The 16,483-nt window shown below is 58.7% G+C and carries 17 protein-coding genes; 4 read left to right on the top strand and 13 right to left on the bottom strand.

What is annotated here, in order from left to right:
• The first annotated feature begins 64 nt into the window (after positions 1–64).
• Complete coding sequence (locus BUA94_RS11345; RefSeq protein ID WP_073013118.1) at positions 65–784, top strand: TetR/AcrR family transcriptional regulator; 720 nt, start codon at positions 65–67, stop codon at positions 782–784.
• Positions 785–889: 105 nt separating this feature from the next.
• Positions 890–1,255 (top strand): tRNA-binding protein, encoded by a 366-nt coding sequence (locus tag BUA94_RS11340; RefSeq protein WP_073013837.1) that lies wholly within the window; start codon positions 890–892, stop codon positions 1,253–1,255.
• 15 nt (positions 1,256–1,270) lie between these two features.
• Here BUA94_RS11340 and BUA94_RS11335 read toward each other — a convergent pair whose 3' ends face one another.
• The 3 genes from BUA94_RS11335 to BUA94_RS11325 all read right to left on the bottom strand — a co-directional run bounded on the left by BUA94_RS11335 (position 1,271) and on the right by BUA94_RS11325 (position 4,051).
• A complete protein-coding gene (locus BUA94_RS11335) occupies positions 1,271–2,641 on the bottom strand; it encodes an ATP-binding protein (protein WP_208980082.1) in 1,371 nt (456 codons plus the stop codon).
• 50 nt (positions 2,642–2,691) lie between these two features.
• A complete protein-coding gene (locus tag BUA94_RS11330) occupies positions 2,692–3,384 on the bottom strand; it encodes a response regulator (protein ID WP_073013114.1) in 693 nt (230 codons plus the stop codon).
• A gap of 91 nt (positions 3,385–3,475) precedes the next feature.
• Positions 3,476–4,051: a MarR family winged helix-turn-helix transcriptional regulator gene (locus BUA94_RS11325; RefSeq protein ID WP_084082018.1), complete on the bottom strand. Its 576-nt coding sequence runs from the start codon at positions 4,049–4,051 to the stop codon at positions 3,476–3,478.
• Positions 4,052–4,300: 249 nt separating this feature from the next.
• Here BUA94_RS11325 and BUA94_RS11320 point away from each other — a divergent pair, with 249 nt between their 5' ends.
• Together BUA94_RS11320 and BUA94_RS11315 are read left to right on the top strand one after the other, a co-directional pair.
• Positions 4,301–5,179, top strand: coding sequence for a branched-chain amino acid aminotransferase (locus BUA94_RS11320; RefSeq protein WP_073013835.1), 879 nt, complete (start codon positions 4,301–4,303; stop codon positions 5,177–5,179).
• Between the two features lie 161 nt (positions 5,180–5,340).
• Positions 5,341–5,697: a hypothetical protein gene (locus BUA94_RS11315; protein ID WP_073013112.1), complete on the top strand. Its 357-nt coding sequence runs from the start codon at positions 5,341–5,343 to the stop codon at positions 5,695–5,697.
• Between the two features lie 103 nt (positions 5,698–5,800).
• Here BUA94_RS11315 and BUA94_RS11310 read toward each other — a convergent pair whose 3' ends face one another.
• The 10 genes from BUA94_RS11310 to BUA94_RS11265 all read right to left on the bottom strand — a co-directional run bounded on the left by BUA94_RS11310 (position 5,801) and on the right by BUA94_RS11265 (position 16,458).
• A complete protein-coding gene (locus BUA94_RS11310; RefSeq protein ID WP_073013110.1) occupies positions 5,801–7,048 on the bottom strand; it encodes a multidrug effflux MFS transporter in 1,248 nt (415 codons plus the stop codon).
• A 132-nt stretch (positions 7,049–7,180) separates the two neighbouring features.
• On the bottom strand, positions 7,181–7,654 hold the full coding sequence (locus BUA94_RS11305; RefSeq protein ID WP_073013108.1) for a molybdenum cofactor biosynthesis protein MoaE: 474 nt from the start codon (positions 7,652–7,654) through the stop codon (positions 7,181–7,183).
• 3 nt (positions 7,655–7,657) lie between these two features.
• Positions 7,658–7,915 (bottom strand): molybdopterin converting factor subunit 1, encoded by a 258-nt coding sequence (gene moaD / locus BUA94_RS11300; RefSeq protein ID WP_073013106.1) that lies wholly within the window; start codon positions 7,913–7,915, stop codon positions 7,658–7,660.
• A 19-nt stretch (positions 7,916–7,934) separates the two neighbouring features.
• The gene (pgsA, locus tag BUA94_RS11295; RefSeq protein WP_073013104.1) at positions 7,935–8,507 is read right to left on the bottom strand and encodes a CDP-diacylglycerol--glycerol-3-phosphate 3-phosphatidyltransferase; all 573 of its coding nucleotides are present in this window, start codon (positions 8,505–8,507) and stop codon (positions 7,935–7,937) included.
• Positions 8,508–8,597: 90 nt separating this feature from the next.
• Positions 8,598–8,885, bottom strand: a complete 288-nt coding sequence (locus tag BUA94_RS11290; protein WP_073013102.1) for an HlyU family transcriptional regulator — start codon at positions 8,883–8,885, stop codon at positions 8,598–8,600.
• 80 nt (positions 8,886–8,965) lie between these two features.
• Positions 8,966–10,645 carry a tetratricopeptide repeat-containing sulfotransferase family protein gene (locus tag BUA94_RS11285; RefSeq protein ID WP_073013101.1) on the bottom strand — a complete coding sequence of 560 codons (1,680 nt, stop codon included), beginning with the start codon at positions 10,643–10,645 and terminating at the stop codon, positions 8,966–8,968.
• A 250-nt stretch (positions 10,646–10,895) separates the two neighbouring features.
• Positions 10,896–12,569 carry a tetratricopeptide repeat-containing sulfotransferase family protein gene (locus BUA94_RS11280; RefSeq protein ID WP_073013099.1) on the bottom strand — a complete coding sequence of 558 codons (1,674 nt, stop codon included), beginning with the start codon at positions 12,567–12,569 and terminating at the stop codon, positions 10,896–10,898.
• Positions 12,570–12,857: 288 nt separating this feature from the next.
• Positions 12,858–13,439, bottom strand: coding sequence for a thymidine kinase (locus BUA94_RS11275; RefSeq protein ID WP_073013096.1), 582 nt, complete (start codon positions 13,437–13,439; stop codon positions 12,858–12,860).
• 159 nt (positions 13,440–13,598) lie between these two features.
• Positions 13,599–15,608: an excinuclease ABC subunit UvrC gene (uvrC, locus tag BUA94_RS11270; RefSeq protein ID WP_073013094.1), complete on the bottom strand. Its 2,010-nt coding sequence runs from the start codon at positions 15,606–15,608 to the stop codon at positions 13,599–13,601.
• Positions 15,609–15,690: 82 nt separating this feature from the next.
• On the bottom strand, positions 15,691–16,458 hold the full coding sequence (locus BUA94_RS11265; protein WP_073013092.1) for an SDR family oxidoreductase: 768 nt from the start codon (positions 16,456–16,458) through the stop codon (positions 15,691–15,693).
• Positions 16,459–16,483: the final 25 nt, after the last annotated feature.

Here is a 16,483-nt window from a genome sequence, read left to right as displayed (position 1 = left end):
CGGAGCCGTTTTTCGTTCCTATCTTGAGGACATACCCAGACGACCAGTGTTCCGGAGGTGTGTGATGGCAACTGCCAAGACTGACGAGAAGATCCTTTCTACCTTCCTCGATCTCCTGTCCCGGCACAGCTATGAGGAGGTCAGCCTGCCGCTGATCGCTGAAGAGGCTGGCGTCAAGCTCTCGGATCTGCGCGCCCGTTTCGGCTCGCGGCTGGACTTGATCGAAGCCTTTGTCGCCCAGATCGACCGGCTGGTCCTCGATGATGCAGATCCGGAAATGTCCGATCAGCCTGCCCGTGAGCGGCTTTTCGATGTTTTGATGACCCGGCTGGATCATTTGACGCCGCATAAGCAGGCTCTCCGGACCCTTGAAAAAGCTGCGCTCTGCGATCCGGGCCTCTTGCTTCACCTGAACCGCATGGCGGTCAATTCCCAGAACTGGATGCTGGCGGCAGCCGGAATTCAAATTCCTGGCGTGAAGGGCAAGCTGGTCACCCAGGGGCTGGCGATTTCCTTTGCCCGCGTCGTTCGCGTCTGGCTCGATGAAGCGGATGAAGGAATGCCGCGAACCATGTCCCGTTTGGACAAGGAACTCGATGCTGGAGAGGACTGGCTTGGCCGCCTCGACAAGGCGCAGAAGATGTCCAAGCCGTTCTTCAGGCTGGCAGGAAAAGTTGCTTGCCGGATTTCTGGCCGCCGCAGTCGGCGCCGCTCCGGTTCGGACTATGGAGCAGATGTAACCCCGGAACCCGGTGGTGAGGATCTTGCCCCGGCCAGCGCCTGATATTGGAAGGTGAAGAGGTTTTGGGGCTGGGGCTTGCCAAGCCGGTTGATGGCTTGGCATTCTTCCGGCCCAACCTTTTGCCTGTCTCTATCCGCGAGCGTTTCCGTGTCCGATCCAAAGCATGACGCCTCCTCAGAGGTGATTTCCTTCGATGATTTCCTGAAAGTCGATATCCGGGTGGGCCGGGTGGTGGAGGCTGAAGTCTTCGCGGAAGCCCGCAAGCCTGCCTACAAGATGGTGATCGATTTCGGGCCTGAAATTGGCCTGAAGAAATCTTCTGCCCAGATCACAAAGCACTACAAGCCGGAGGAGTTGATTGGCCGGCTGGTGATGGGGGTGGTCAATTTCCCACCCCGTCAGATCGGCCCGATGCGCTCAGAGGTCCTGACCCTCGGCGTTCCGGACGCTGTTGGCGAAGTCGTGCTGATTGCCCCGGACAAGGACGTCCCGATCGGCGGCCGTCTGTTCTAACGGGGGCTTGGCAAACTAGCCCGGTATCCTGAGTCGGGCTCGCAGGCCACCCAGAGGACTGTCTTCCAGATAGATGTCGCCCCCATGGCTGCGGGCAATGTCCCGCGCAATGGAGAGGCCAAGGCCGCTGCCGCTGAGGTCCTGATTGCGCGCCGTGTCCAGCCGGTGAAAGGCCCGGAAGGCATCTTCACGGGCCTCAGCCGGAATGCCTGGGCCATCATCGTCGATGGTGATCGTCAACCAGCCATTGGCAAAGGTGCCGGTCACCTCGACCTGTTTTCCGAACTTGGCGGCATTGGATGCCAGATTGGCCAGGCAGCGCTTGATGGCAAGCCGGCGCAGTGCCACTTCAGGAGCGCCGGTAAAGGAGGCGCGAAGATTGGTGCCGGAGATTTCCGCCTCCTCTTCCAGCTCCTCCAGCATCAGGGCCATGTCGGTGACCTGAACAGCTTCGTCCCCGTCGCCTCTTGCGAAGGCGAGATAGTCCTCAAGCATGTGGCTCATCTCGTCCACATCCTTGCGCATGGCTTCGGCTTCCGGGGTCTGCTTGAACAGGGCCACCTGCAGCCGGAGCCGCGTCAGGATCGTGCGCAGATCATGGCTGACGCCTGCCAGCATGGTGGTGCGCTGTTCGATCTGGCGCTCGATGCGGCGGCGCATTTCGATGAAGGCAAGGGCCGCCCTGCGCACCTCGCGCGCGCCACTGGGCCGGAACTCCTCCACGGGCCGCCCCTTGCCGAAGCCTTCAGCCGCATTTGCCAGCCGGATGATGGGCCGGATCTGGTTGCGCAGGAACACCATGGCGATGATGACGAGGACGAGGGACGTGGAGAACATCCAGACGAGGAAGATGTGCGAGTTGGAGGCGAAGGTCTGGCTGCGCCTTGCGAAGACCCTGAGGATCGCATCCTTCAACTGGATGCGGATCTCCACATAGCTGGACCGGCCGACCGTATCGATCCAGAAGGGTTTGCCGATCTGCTCGCTGATCGCCCGGCTCAGGCCTCTGTCGATCACATCGAAGTAGGGCTTGGGCGTGGGCGGCGGCAGAGGCTCCAGCGGCATCAGGGAGGCTGACAGGTTCAGCACACCGCCAAGGGACTCCAGCTTGGTTTCTGCCAGGTCCCTCGGGAAGTTCTCCAGAACGAAGACCATGGAGGCGACTTCCCGCACCACGGCTTCCGACATGCGCTGGGAGACCAGATCGTAATGCCGGTCCATGAAGACCGACACCAGAACCGATTGCAGGATGGCGATGGGGGCCAGGATGATCAGCAGCGCGCGAGTATAGAGCCCCTTCGGCATGTAGCGGTAAAGGAGCTTGCTTGCCGTGATGTAGATCTGCGTCAGGGGCTTGAGCGGTCTCGCCAGCGGGCCGCTGGTCATGTAGCGCTTGATATTGGCCATCTCCGGCGCTCATGCCTCCCAAAGGTCTTTCAATCGCAGACGAGGCGGTATCCGATGCCGCGCACGGTCTGGAGATAGATCGGATTGCCTGGATCGATCTCGATCTTGCGGCGCAAGCGGTTGATCTGGACGTCGACTGTGCGCTCACCGAGGCCGCTTTCGTCACTGACGATCTTGTGGCGGGGAACCGTTGCTCCCGGCTGTTCCGCGAAGATGCCGAGGATCTGCTTCTCCCGGTCGGTCAGACGCACGATCTGGTCGTCGTTCTTCAATTCACCCCGCACCGGATTGAAAACGAAGGGGCCGAACCGCACGTCGCCCAAAAGCTCGGTGCGCTTGGGACCGCCGCGGCGCAGGATGGCGGAAATTCGCAACATCAGTTCGCGTGGCTCGAAGGGTTTTGCCAGATAGTCGTCGGCACCAGCTTCCAGTCCGGCAATCCGGTCCAGTGCGTCGGAGCGGGCCGTCAGCATCAGAACCGGAACGGTGGATTGCTGGCGCAGCCAGACGGCAAATTCCAGCCCGGTCTCGCCCGGCATCATGATGTCGAGGATGATCAGGTCGAAACTCAGGCCACTCAGATACTTCCGTGCTTCGGCCGCGTTGGCAGCCGTGGTGACCCGGTAGCTGTTCTCCATCAGGACGCGGCTCAGGAGATCACGGATACGCGCATCGTCATCGACCAGAAGAATGTGGCTTGCGTTGTCGTCTGGAGGGCTCACTGGGTCTTCCTTGTCTGCGCTGGCCGGACATCATCGGTTCCTGTGCCACTCTACTCGCATGGCGCGAAATAAAGGCGGCAGCAGGGCCGGATCAGAACCGGCGGGAGGGCATACTCGGTCTGTATTTCTTGTTGATCAGCCGCGCAACATCCGGGCGCATTTCCGCGTTGATCATCTGGAACAGAAACTGGCGGACGATGGTCGCAGCTTCCGGCGGGACATCGCCAAAGGCGCGCTCTAGCCGGATGGTCTGGACAGCCATCAGGCGGGTCGCCAGATCATGCCCCTTGCGGGTGGTGTAGAGCAGACGCTGACGGCGGTCGATCGGACCGGGTTGCTGCTCGATGAAATCGAGGTCGACAAGCTGCTTGAGCACACGGCCGAGGCTTTGCTTGGTGATGCCCAGGATTGACAGAAGGTCCGTAACCATGATGCCCGGGTTCCTGTCGACGAAATGCAGGACGCGGTGATGTGCCCGGCCAAAGCCGAATTCGGTCAGCAATTCATCTGCATCTGCCGTAAAGTCACGATAGGCGAAGAACAGCAGCTCCATCATGTCATAGGGCAGGTCTTTGGGAATGCCGTCCTCAGCCTCCTCCGCCGGCCTGCGGTCCTGGCCGGCCAGATCGTGAGTAAGTGGCAGGTTTTTCAAGTTTACGTCAGTCATATTGACTTGTTTCTTGTCGATTGTTACTGAGCGGGCACTCTGGACGAAATGTTTGATCAGTTTGGTGCTCTCAAAGCAATGATCCGAACCGAATCCAACCATTCAATTCCCGGAGATTAAGATACCGATTGTTTGAGCCGTGTGCAAAACACGGGTTCGCACTCAATGATATCGCAGGTGAGAAGCCGAGGGGCAGGGCCTGCGCCAACAAGAACAACCACGCCGTTTGGGCGTTCGGGAGTAATGAAAATGGCAGGTTTGCCTTTCGATCAGCGCGACGGTGTAATCTGGTACGACGGCGAGTTCGTGCCGTGGACAGATGCCAAGGTGCACGTGCTGACGCATGGCCTGCATTACGCAAGCTGCGTCTTTGAAGGTGAGCGCGCCTATGGCGGCCGGATTTTCAAGTCCGAAGAGCATACGCAGCGTCTCCACGCCTCTGCGAACGTCCTGGGCTTCGACATTCCCTATTCCGAAGAGGTCATCAATGCCGCCAAGGAAGAGCTTCTGGCGAAGATGAACCTTGTTGATGCGTATCTGCGCCCGGTTGCCTGGCGCGGCAGCGAGATGATGGGCGTTTCCGCTCAGCACAACACCATCCACCTGGCAATTGCAGCCTGGGAATGGCCGAGCTACTTCAAGCCGGAAGAGCGCCTGAAGGGCATCCGTCTCGACATGGCGAAATACCGCCGTCCGGATCCGCAGACCGCGCCGTTCAAGTCAAAGGCGGCAGGCCTTTACATGATCTGCACGCTCTCCAAGCATGAAGCCGAGCGCAAGGGCTATGCCGATGCCCTGATGCTGGACTGGCGTGGCCAGGTTGCGGAAGCAACAGGCGCCAATGTGTTCTTCATCAAGGATGGCAAGATCCACACGCCGAACCCGGACTGTTTCCTGAACGGTATCACGCGCCGCACCGTGATCGGCCTTGCCCGCGACCGCGGTATCGAGGTCATCGAGCGGGTCATTATGCCGGAAGAGCTGGAAGGCTTCGAGCAGTGCTTCCTGACTGGTACGGCTGCAGAAGTGACGCCAGTGTCCGAAATCGGGCCCTACAGCTTCACTGTTGGCGATATCACCAAGACACTGATGGAAGCCTATGACGCAACTGTTCGCGCAGGGAAGTAAGCTTTAGCCGATTTAATCCATCGGACCGACACAAGACAATGGCGGGGCTTCCCCGCCATTTTTTTGTTTCCAAGCAGGTGTCATTTCACGTGCATGCTTGGAATTGCAGGCACTATGAGTTTAAGTATTTCTGTTTGTATCTGTCTTAGATGGAGTTGAATTTGAAAAAGCTTATTGCGCTGACGCTTCTTGCTGCCGGTTTGGCCGGTCCTGTCTCCGCGGAACCGATGAATGGCAAGGAGCTTTCCGGCTTCATGTCTTCAAATGGCAAGAGCATGCGGTTTTCCGCAGGATCTGTTGCCAGCTTTTCTGGCGGTAAAGTCACGATGAAGCATCAAGGCTCAGCGGCCCTGACCGGCACCTACAGTGTCAGTTCGAAGGGGGTCGTGACCATGAAGCTGAGCGATGGCAGCCAGCATGCGTTCAGGGTCGAGAAGGAAAAGAAGTCTGGGTCATACCCTTATGAGCTGACCTATACGAAGGGTCCCTACAGGGGGCGGTCCTTCACCTTCAAGTGAGGGAATACCTGTGCCTTTCTCTGGTCAGAACCGGCCAGGGGGGCAGATAACATGAATTGGAAAAGCCCGGCATGTTCTATGGGCCGCCGGGCTTTTTGTTGTTTCACGCGGCCTTGTGCAGGGCCTTGAACATACGGCCCTGTTCGGCGAAGAGCACACAAAAGATCGCGCAGACACCGTAGCCGAAGAAGGCAAAACCGAGCGGGATGGTCGTGCCGTCAAAATACTGGCCAACGATATAGCCGAGGCAAGCTCCGCCAAGAGTGGTGCAGAAGCCGATGACGGACGAGGCCGTGCCGGCAATGTCGCCGAGGGGCTCCATGGCCATCGTGTTGAAGTTTGCGCCGACAAAGCCGAAGCAGCCCATGGTGATCGTGACGAGGATCGTGAACAGGACCAGATGTTCGCCCAGGGTCAGCGATGTGATGAGCAGGGCCAGCCCGGTCAGGCAGTAGATCAACGTCGCTGCATGGGAGAGGTAACGCATGCCGATTGCCTCGACCAGCCGCGAATTGACGAAGGAACTGATCGACATGCAGATCGCGATCCCGGCAAAGACAACCGGGAACCAGACGCCGAGGCCGAAGATCTCGACGAAGATCTGCTGGGACATGGTGATGAAGGAGAACAGGCCACCGAACACGAAGGTGACAGCCAGCATGTAGCCGAGGCTCGCCCGGTTGCTCAGCGCCTGCAGATAAGCGCGGCCGATCGTGCCCACATCGAAACTCTTGCGATATTCCTCGGGCAGGGTTTCCGGAAGACGGATCATGCACCAGACCAGCATGATCACGCCGGCAGCCAGCAGCATCGAGAAGATCCAGTGCCAGCCGGCCATAAGCAGGATCACCTGACCAATGGACGGGGCAATGATCGGGACTGCCATGAAGATCATCATCACAAGGGACATGACCTTGCCCATCTGGCGGCCTGTGTAGCAGTCACGCACGACGGAGACCGCGACAACACGGATGGCTGCGCAGCCTATGCCCTGAATGGCGCGGGAGATCAGCAGGAAGTCCAGCGTGTCCGCGAGCAGGCAGGCAACGCTGGCGGCAGCGTAAAGAGCAAGGCCGCCCAGAAGGACGCCCCGGCGGCCGAGAGAATCCGAAATCGGGCCAAAGAACAGCTGTGCGCCGCCAAAGCCTATCAGATAGGCGATCAGCACTTGCTGCCGGTCGTTTTCGTTTGCGATTTGAAAGGCTTTGCCGATTTCAGGCAGAGCGGGAAGCATGACATCCATTGCCAGAGCATTCAGCGCCATCAGCGCCGCGATCATGATCACGAACTCCAGGAATGGAATTCCCGGGTTGGTGTGAACTTCAGTGGATGTTTGCGAACGGGCGGACATGAAACTGACCTCGGGAACCGCTTGAGTGGTTTGGAAAGAGGCGGAAAACCGCCGGGTCGTTCTAAAGAGTGCTTCAGCCGCAAGTGGTGAAGGAATATGTTTTATATATTAGAAGGAGAGTTTTTCTAAGACTCAACCAGGAGTCCAGCGCTTCGCGGCGTCGTCATCTATGGTCTTTGCCTCTACCCAGGATCCTTCACTGCCTTCCTTCAGGTGTTCTTTCTTCCAGAACGGCGCGCGGGTTTTCAGGAAATCCATTAGGTAGTCAGCCGCTTCGAAAGCGGCACGGCGGTGGGAGGAGGCAGCAGCAACGAGAACAATGTTGCCACCTGGAGCAATCTTGCCGAAGCGGTGAATGACAGTCAGTCCGGTGAGCGGCCAGCGGCTGCAGGCTTCCTTGGCGATGCGGGTGATTTCCGCTTCTGCCATGCCGGGATAGTGTTCCAGTTCAAGTGCCGAGAGACGGCCGTCCTCGTCGCGGCACAGACCGGTGAAAGTGACCAGAGCACCCACATCCTTACGTCCGGCGGAGAGTGCGCCGGCTTCCGCCGCAGCGTCGAAGTCCTCAGCCTGAATAAGAACTTTCGGGGTGATCGGGCCGCTCATCTCTTATCCCCCTGTCATGGGAGGGAAGATGGCAATCTCCCGGGCGTTGCCGATCAACTGGTCATGCTCTGAGTGCTCCTGATCGAGAGCGACCCGGATGGTATCCATGTCCTCAAAGGCATGGGCGAAACGTTCATCGCGGTTCTTCAGCCAGGACAGAAGATCGGACACCGTCTGTGTCCCTTCCGGCAGGTCCAGGGTTTCAGCCTCAGTGCCGACCCTTTCGCGAACCCATGCGAAGTAGCGGATTTCAACCGTCATGCCTTTGGTCCTCTCCCGGTTATTCCTCGATCAGATGACCGATGCCGACGCGGAAGTAATCGTAGCCGGTGTAAAGCGTGAGCAGGGCGGCAAACCAGAGCGCGACAAGTCCAGCCAGCACGGTTCCCGGCAGCACAACTTCGCCTGCCGGACCTGCAAGCAGCAAGGCGATGGCGACAAGCTGAACCGTGGTCTTCCATTTGGCAAGTTGCGTCACGGGCACGCTGACCCGCAATTCAGCCAGAAATTCGCGCAAGCCCGAGACGAGAATTTCACGGCAAAGGATGATAATGGCCGCTGCCATGGACCAGCCGCCGATGGTACCGTCCGCGCCGAGCATCAGAAGGCAGACCGATACCAGAAGCTTGTCCGCAATCGGGTCCAGCATCCGGCCCAAGGCAGACTGCTGCTGCCAGGCGCGGGCCAGATAGCCGTCAAAGAAATCCGTGATCGCGGCCACGATAAAGATACCGAGGGCAATCCAGCGCGGCGTGTTGCCTTCAAAATAGAAACAGCCGGCGACGGCGGGAACCGCCGCGATGCGCCCATAGGTGAGAATATTCGGCAGGCTGAGAGCGACGTTTCTTTTCATGGTCTTTCGGATCTTCAGGTCCGGATGGGGAACCGGACACAAGCATGGTACCAGATGGCTGTCAACGCGAGGCAGGTGCTGGCCTGACCATCAGCCGAACAAGGATTGTCCTTGCTGATCAATGACGAGTTTCGCCTTCCGAACCATATTCACTATGGCATCCTTTTCTGACGGCAAGGTGTCAGCACGGATAAACTGATGCACGAGGCGCGTGCCGTCCGGGCCATCCTTCTCAATGCGGCCGGCAATCTGCCATTGGCCATTTACATTGCGCGGGGCGGGAATGATATCGAAGTCCTTGTAGGCGATGGCGGCTTCTTCTTTCGGAGCCTTGGGCTCGGACGATCCCAAAAGCCGTTTCATCAGTCCACCAAGCATGATCTTTCCTTCCACGAGATCCGAGGGCACGGATCCGATGGATCCATCGTCAACGGTTTAGCTTGGTGCGCCCGTCCGCATCAAGTCATACCTCCTGTTGCATGAGCGCTTTTACGGGATCCCGTGCAATCATTGTCGGCTGTGTCCGGTTGCTGGGAGGGAGGAGCTGCAAAATTGCTGCCTTGCATGCTGGCCGGGGCGAGCGGTCCGAGTGCGCAGAAGAGATCGCCGAGGAACGAGCTGTGCCGCCGCCAGCGTCCGACAGATGACTGGTACATTGGCCGGCGCACCTGGGCATTCGAGAAGGTCGTGACCGGCGTGTCGCTGTTGTAGAACTCCAGACAGGCCGCTTCCCAGTCAAGCCCGGCGGATGCAATCAGGTCCCGGCTGACATTCTCCTGATCTGAAACCAGTTTTTCATAGGACAGGGGCTGGATCGTGACGGGAAGGCTCTCCTTCCAATGATCCATCAGACCCGCGTAGGTCCGGAAATATCCGCCGACGCTGGTCTGGCTATGGGCGTAGTTGTGCTCCGGAGACAAGGCATGTGACAGCAGCGACATGCAGGTGTCGGCCGGCTCGCGCTCACAATGAATGAAGGTGGCCTTCGGGAAAAGTAGAGCCATCAGCCAGAGCATCTCGAAATTGTGGGGCATCTTGTCGGTGACCCGTTCGGCGCGCTTGTTGATCCCGTCCAGAACGGCAAGATACCGTGATGCCAGCTTGCGGAAGTCCCGGTCTTCCATTGAACGCAGGCGCTGTTCGAGTGCGGCGCTTGGCTTGCCGGCAAGATCGAGCGCGTCCTGGGCTTCCAGGAAAAAGGACAGTTCTCCACCCGCAGTCACCTTGCTGTGGCGGTTGAAAATCTGCTCGACGAGGGTCGTTCCAGACCGGGGCATGCCGAAAATGAAAAGAGGCTTCTTCGAGGAGGAGCCGGCATCCTGCCGTTCTTCAAAAAACTCTTTCGTGAAGACATCTTTCAGAAAGGCAATCCGTTCTTCATGGGCCACGGCGTCGAAAGGCTTGTAGTGAAGGTTACGGGCGAGCTGGTAGTGCTCCCTTGCACGTTCGGACTCTCCCAAATCGTAATAGACCTTGCCAGCCGCCCAGTGCAGGGAAGCAGCCTCATCCGTGGGCATTTCCTGGCCTGGGGCAGCAAGTATGGCTTCTATCTGGTCGAGTTCCTCCGGGCGCTCCGTGTGCCGGCGGGCGAGTGCCAGACCATGATGAGCGGCACCCAGTTCCTTGCCGGCTGCAATGGCTTTGGAGAACCAATTCTTGGCGCTTTCGATTTCTCCGATTGAGACGTCGAGGCTGCCGAGGCCCACGAGGGCATAACCATTTTCCGGGTCCAGCTTGAGAGCCCGCTCGAAGCATTGCCGGGCCATCACCGGCTTCCGGTCCTGCCGGTAGGCATCGCCAAGCTGAGCGTGCAGCTCAGCCACCTTGGGAGCCAGGGCAATGGCTTTCTTCAAGGCATCCTTGGCGCCCTTGAGATCCCTGTGCTTGAGTAGGGCAAGACCGAGAAGCTGAAAAACCTGAGGGTGCTTTTTGGCTTTCGCGGCCGCGATCTGAAAATGGGCAATGGCTTGGCCGGTCAGACCCGCTTGAAAGGCCGCAATGCCAAGAGAAAAATTGGCCTGAGGATGAGACGGAGACTGATCCAGCACCTCCTTGAAAAGGGAAAGCGCTTCCTCAATGCGTCCTGCATGCTGCAACGCGAGTGCGTCCGCAGCAATGCGTTCGACAGCCTGGTTCATTGTATCGCCAATTTTCTGTTGCGCGGGCTTGGGAGAAAGCGGCGCGGAGAGGGTAAACTCTAGAGTTTAATTTCTGGCAGAAATGGGTCCGAATTAAGGCGTAAATGTGCGAATTTGTATCGGACTGTCTCTGCCGCGAGGGAGGGTTCCAGTAACGCGCTGATATCAGAAAGGCTTTGCAATCCGCCACTTTCTATCATTGCGAAGGTCCTGATCATGTTTTGTTGCCCGCAACCGCAGATTTCCCGGCTCAGGAAAAGTTACAAGCCAGAGGTGCCTGACGGGGATGGCGGTCATTGGCTGCACGGCCTGCTTCAACGGACGATGATCTGATCCCGGGTTCCAGATGCATTTCGCTGGGCGCATGGGGGCCGAGCGCTTCCAGAAGATCACCGAGATAGTCCTTGTGACGGATCCAGCGTCCAACCGAGCTCAGGAAGATCGGTCTGCGGACCTGGGTGTCCGAAATGGTCGTGACCGGGGCGTCGCCCTTGTAGAATTCGAGACAGGCGTCCTGCCAATCCAGGCCGCAATGATCGACAAGACTGCGGCTCTGGTCGACCTGATCATGGACGAGACGCTCATAGCTGAGATCACGGATCTCGACGGGAAGGACCTCCTTCCAGTGCGCCATCAGCGTCATGTATTCCCGGTAATAAGTGCCGACGCTGGTTTGTGTGCGGCAATAATTATGGGCAGGGGACATGGCGTGAGAGAGGAGCGAAACACAAGTGTCTGCAGGTGAGCGGACGCAATGGATGTAGGAGGCCTTCGGGAACAGGATCGCCATCAGCCAGAGCATCTCGAAGTTATGCGGCATCTTGTCGGTTACATGCCGGGTACGGCTGGACACCGCCTTAAGGTCCTCGATGTAGCGTTGTGCAAGGAGCCGGAACTCGCTTTTGCCCATGGCCCGCAGGCGGGCCTCGAGGGCGGCACTCGGTTTTGCCAGCATGCCGAAGTCATTCTGGAAATGACGGAAGAAACGTTGTTCGCCGCCGCTGGCAACATCCGAATGACGGGCGAGGATCTGTTCGGCAAGGGTCGTTCCGGAGCGCGGCATGCCGAAGATGAAGATCGGCTTGGCAGAATTGGTACCCATCCCTGCGCGCTGTTCAAAGAAGCGCTGGTCGAAGGTCTCGCGCAGGAAGGCGAGCCGTTCCTTGTAGGCTGGAATGTCGAACGGGGCGTAATGGATGCGGCGGGCAGTGCGGAAGTGGTCGGAAGCATGGGCTGTGTCGCCCAGGTCATAATAGATCTTTCCGGCGGCCCAATTCAGTTCTGCCTTGGCGGTCGGGTTGGTATCGATTTGACTGCTCTTCAGGAGCTTTTCGATCAGATCGAGTTCTGTGGGACGGGTTTCGTGCTGTTTGGTGAAAGCAAGACGATGGAGGGCCGTTGGCAGTTCCTTGCCGGCCTGAACGGCCTTTGTGAACCAGCCCGTCGCCTGATCGATATTGCCGATGGAGATTTCAAGCTGTCCCATGCCCACCAGTGCGTAGCCATTGGACGGATCCAGCGACAAGGCTTTCTCATAACTCTGGCGGGAGAGGACCGGTTTGTGGCGAAGGCGGTGCAGGTCGCCCATATGGGCATGAATATCTGCGTTGTCCGGGGCGAGGCTGGCAGCCTTGCGCAAGGCGGCGCGGGCACCCGGATATTCGCCTGAGTTCATCAGGGCGAGACCGAAAAGCTGCTGGGTTTGCGGATGCTTGGGGGCTTTCTCGGCAGCAATCGCAAGGTGGGTGAGGGCGGTGCGCAGATCGCCTGCCTGATAGGTGGCGATTCCGATCGAGAAATTGGCCTGTGCATGGGATGGATCCAGCTTCAGGACTTCGCGGAAAAGGGGCATGGCCGCGTCGATCTGCCCGGCATGCTGCAATGCCAGAGCTTCGGCAGCCAGACGGTGGATTGCCTGGGTCATATGTCGCCATTTCCTTGAGAACGAAGCCTGGGAGGAAGCTTCGTGTTTCAGGTAAACTATACAGTGTAGTTTGCGGCGAAATTCGAGTGCAATTGAGGCTAAAAAATGACGAGATGTATCCAGGTGTCACCAGTGGCGGAAATCGGCCTCTTTGGTGACATGAAAAAATCGTGATTGAGACCGCCGTCCGGAAATCGAACTTAGCTGTCGAAGTTGAGATGCTGAAATTACAGGTAACTTCAGACCCTTAGGGAATCAGCTTGGATTTTGAATGTTACAGCTGCAAGCCTAGGGCTTGAGCTTTTTTGCAGCCCAGTGCTTGCGGCAGAGTGAGACATAAGTCTCCTCACCGCCAATCACGACCTGCTCGCCCTCGTCGACAATGTTTCCGTTTGTATCCATACGGGCAACCATTGTTGCCTTGCTGCCGCACCAGCAGATGGTCTTGATCTCCCGCAGATTGTCGGCAATCGCGAGCAGGGCGGCGCTACCGGGAAAGAGCTTGCCCTGGAAATCGGTGCGAAGGCCAAAGCACATCACCGGAATGCGCAGTTCATCAGCAACGCGGGCAAGCTGCCAGACCTGCTTCTCAGTGAGAAATTGAGCCTCGTCGACAAATATGGCGTGAAGTGGCTCAGCGGCCATTGCCGCCTGGATCTGGCTGAACAGGTCATCTTCCCGCTCGAAGATTGTCGCTTCAGAGCTGAGACCGATACGCGAGGCGATCCTGCCCTTGCCGGCACGGTGGTCCAGAGCCGCGATGAACAGCAGCGTGTTCATGCCCCGCTCCTCGTAGTTGTAGGAGGCCTGGAGCAATACGGTCGACTTGCCGGCATTCATGGAGGAGTAGTTGAAATAGAGTTTGGCCATGATCGCTTCCGGCTTGTTATCTGTCGTTCTCGGGAATCGCTTCGCGCGGCCGCGATTGTTTACGCGGCACGCACAAGGCTCAATGATTCTGCGCAAGAACGCGATGATTGACCGGGGAAAACGATCCGCAGGCAAGATCGGTCACGGAGCAAAACGCTCCTATTCGTGGAAATGGTCGTAGACCAGTTTGGCGATGGCCTCTGAAATGCCCGGAACCGCAATCAGGTCATCCATGCCCGCTTTTGACACTGCTTTTGCTGTGCCGAAGTGCCGGAGCAGGGCGCGCTTGCGCGTTGGACCAATGCCGGCAATGTCGTCGAGCGGGTTCTTGGTGATGTCCTTCTTGCGCCGGGCCCTGTGGGAACCGATGGCAAACCGGTGGGCTTCATCACGCAGTCGCTGGACGAAATAGAGCACTGGGTCGCGTTCGGGCAGCATGAAGGACGGCTTGCCCGGAATGAAGAACTTTTCCCGGCCAGCGTCCCGGTCTGGTCCCTTGGCGATGCCGACAAGGGGGACGCCGGTCACACCCAGTTCCGACAGCGTTTCCTGAACCGCGCCGAGCTGCCCCTGACCGCCATCGATCAGCACCAGATCCGGCCAGGCCGGAATGTCCATCGAAGACGCTTCTTCGCCTTCTGCACCAGCCTCCACGGGAAGGTCCGCATCACCCAGGGAAATGTCGTCTTCGGGAGCATCCTGCGTGGTTTCTTCGGGCCTTGCATGTTCCCGCATGAGACGCGAGAAGCGGCGGGTCAGCACCTCCCGCATCATGCCGTAGTCATCGCCGGGCACCAGGTCTTCGGACTTGATGTTGAACTTGCGGTAATGCGCTTTTGCGAAGCCTTCGGGACCGGCCACAATCATGCCACCGACCGCATTGGTGCCCATGATGTGAGAGTTGTCATAGACCTCGATCCGCCGAGGCGTTTCCTTGAGGCCAAAGGCTTCCGCCACGCCTTCCAAAAGACGCGCCTGGCTCGACGTTTCTGCAAGCCGTCGTCCCAGGGCTTCCCGGGCATTGGTCTGGGCATGGTCCACCAGTTCCCGCTTCTCGCCGCGTTTGGGAACGGCAATCTCGACCTTCCGGCCTGCACGTTCGCTCAAAGCCTGCGACAGGAGGTCAAGTTCCTCGACCCCATGGGACAGAAGAATGAGGCTGGGTGCAGGTTTGTCGTCATAGAACTGGGCAAGGAAGCTTTCCAGCACAGCGCTTTCATCGAAGGACTTGTCAGCCTTCGGGAAATAGGCCCGGTTGCCCCAGTTCTGGCCGGTGCGGAAGAAAAACACCTGCACGCAGGTCTGTCCGCCTTCCTGATGAATGGCAAAGACGTCTGCTTCTTCAACGGTCTGCGGGTTGATGCCCTGATGGGACTGAATATGCGAGAGGGCCGCCAGACGGTCACGGTAGATCGCGGCTCTTTCGAAGTCGAGAACCTCCGAAGCGCTTTCCATGTGCTTGGCCAGTTCGGTTTTCACCAGCTGGCTTCTGCCGGAGAGAAAGGCCTTCGCTTCAGCCACCAGTCCGCCGTAGTCCTCGCCGCTGATTTCCCCCGTGCAGGGGCCGGCGCAACGCTTGATCTGGTAAAGCAGGCAGGGCCGTGACCTGTTCTCGAAATAGCTGTCCGAGCAGTTGCGGATCAGAAAGGCTTTCTGAAGCGCGTTGATTGTCCGGTCCACTGCGCCTGCAGAGGCAAAGGGGCCAAAATACTCGCCCTTGCGCTTGCGCGCGCCGCGATGCTTGACGATAGCGGGGGCGGCATGGTCGCCCGTGATCAGGATATAGGGAAAGGACTTGTCGTCGCGCAGCAGAACATTGAACCGCGGACGAAGCCGTTTGATCAGGTTCGCTTCCAGAAGCAGTGCTTCCGCTTCGGTCCGGGTGACGACGAATTCCATGGCAGCCGTGGACATGATCATGCGCATGATCCGGTTCGACTGGCCCTGAAGTCTCGTGTAGTTGGACACGCGCTTCTTCAGGCTGCGCGCCTTGCCGACATAAAGCACGTTGCCTTCTTCATCGAGCATCCGGTAGACGCCGGGCCCCATGGGCAGGCGCTTCACCTGATCGATGATCACGTCCACACCCTTGGCAATCAAAGGAGAGGACTGGTCTTCACCGGTGGTGGCTTCGCCAGTTGGGTCTTGGGTGCTGGGTGTGTCTTGCATGTGTGCTGCTGTCTGGCCGGGCGGCCCCTTGTCTTCGTTCTTCCGGCCGCAGAAAAACTCTATCCGATTCCGTGGTCTGAGGTCATTCCCCGACGTCCGTGACATCCGGTGTCTGCCAGGCCAGATGCTGGCCGCCATCCAGGGCGATCATCTGGCCGGTAACCGAAGGTGCGGACCAGAGATAACGGATCGTCGCGCCGAATTCCGAAGGGTCTGGGCCACGTTGCAGCGGCACGGCATCCTTCTGCCTGGCAAAATCCGTCTCGCTTTGCCGTGGGCTCTTGAAGCTTGGACCGGGGCCAATGGCATTGACGCGGATCTTCGGAGCCAATGCCTGGGCCAGAACCTGTGTCGCAGTCCAGAGCGTGGCCTTGGACAGGGTGTAGGTCAGTGCCTGGGGCGTCAGCTTCCAGACCCGCTGATCAATGATGTTAACCACCAGGCCTTGCTGCCCGTCATCGAGGCTGCTGGCAAAGCCATCTGCCAGGAACAGGGGAGCCTTGGCATGGATGGCCATATGGGCATCGAATTGCGCGGGATCCAGATCTCCTGCGCAGTCATCCTCGAAGATCGATGCATTGTTGATCAGGACATCTGCCCCGCCGAAAGCCTCTAGCGCCTTGCCGAGAAAGCCCTGCCTGGCGCTGTCGTCGGTGAGATCTGCGCTGAGTTCAACCGCCCGGCCGCCACGCGTTTGAACTTCTGCGGCGAGGTCCCGGATCTTGCTGCCATTCCTGTGAGCGTGCAGCACCAACGACCAGCCGGCTTCCGCCAGATCAAGTGCGATGGCACGGCCGATGCGGCTCGATGCGCCGGTAATGATGGCAACGGGCGGCGGTGTTGCAGCCATGATCTCTCCTGTTTCACCATTCCGG

The organism is Roseibium suaedae, from assembly GCF_900142725.1.
GTDB lineage: Bacteria > Pseudomonadota > Alphaproteobacteria > Rhizobiales > Stappiaceae > Roseibium > Roseibium suaedae.
This window is presented reverse-complemented; position numbering and strand designations above follow the sequence as displayed.

Bases quoted from the DNA above. Each gene is read 5' to 3' on its own strand.
- BUA94_RS11345 (WP_073013118.1), top strand. From the start codon at position 65: ATGGCAACTGCCAAGACTGACGAGAAGATCCTTTCTACCTTCCTCGAT.
- BUA94_RS11335 (WP_208980082.1), bottom strand. From the start codon at position 2,641: ATGACCAGCGGCCCGCTGGCGAGACCGCTCAAGCCCCTGACGCAGATC.
- BUA94_RS11325 (WP_084082018.1), bottom strand. From the start codon at position 4,051: ATGACTGACGTAAACTTGAAAAACCTGCCACTTACTCACGATCTGGCC.
- BUA94_RS11320 (WP_073013835.1), top strand. From the start codon at position 4,301: ATGGCAGGTTTGCCTTTCGATCAGCGCGACGGTGTAATCTGGTACGAC.
- BUA94_RS11310 (WP_073013110.1), bottom strand. From the start codon at position 7,048: ATGTCCGCCCGTTCGCAAACATCCACTGAAGTTCACACCAACCCGGGA.
- BUA94_RS11305 (WP_073013108.1), bottom strand. From the start codon at position 7,654: ATGAGCGGCCCGATCACCCCGAAAGTTCTTATTCAGGCTGAGGACTTC.
- moaD (WP_073013106.1), bottom strand. From the start codon at position 7,915: ATGACGGTTGAAATCCGCTACTTCGCATGGGTTCGCGAAAGGGTCGGC.
- pgsA (WP_073013104.1), bottom strand. From the start codon at position 8,507: ATGAAAAGAAACGTCGCTCTCAGCCTGCCGAATATTCTCACCTATGGG.
- BUA94_RS11290 (WP_073013102.1), bottom strand. From the start codon at position 8,885: ATGCTTGGTGGACTGATGAAACGGCTTTTGGGATCGTCCGAGCCCAAG.
- BUA94_RS11285 (WP_073013101.1), bottom strand. From the start codon at position 10,645: ATGAACCAGGCTGTCGAACGCATTGCTGCGGACGCACTCGCGTTGCAG.
- BUA94_RS11280 (WP_073013099.1), bottom strand. From the start codon at position 12,569: ATGACCCAGGCAATCCACCGTCTGGCTGCCGAAGCTCTGGCATTGCAG.
- BUA94_RS11275 (WP_073013096.1), bottom strand. From the start codon at position 13,439: ATGGCCAAACTCTATTTCAACTACTCCTCCATGAATGCCGGCAAGTCG.
- uvrC (WP_073013094.1), bottom strand. From the start codon at position 15,608: ATGCAAGACACACCCAGCACCCAAGACCCAACTGGCGAAGCCACCACC.
- BUA94_RS11265 (WP_073013092.1), bottom strand. From the start codon at position 16,458: ATGGCTGCAACACCGCCGCCCGTTGCCATCATTACCGGCGCATCGAGC.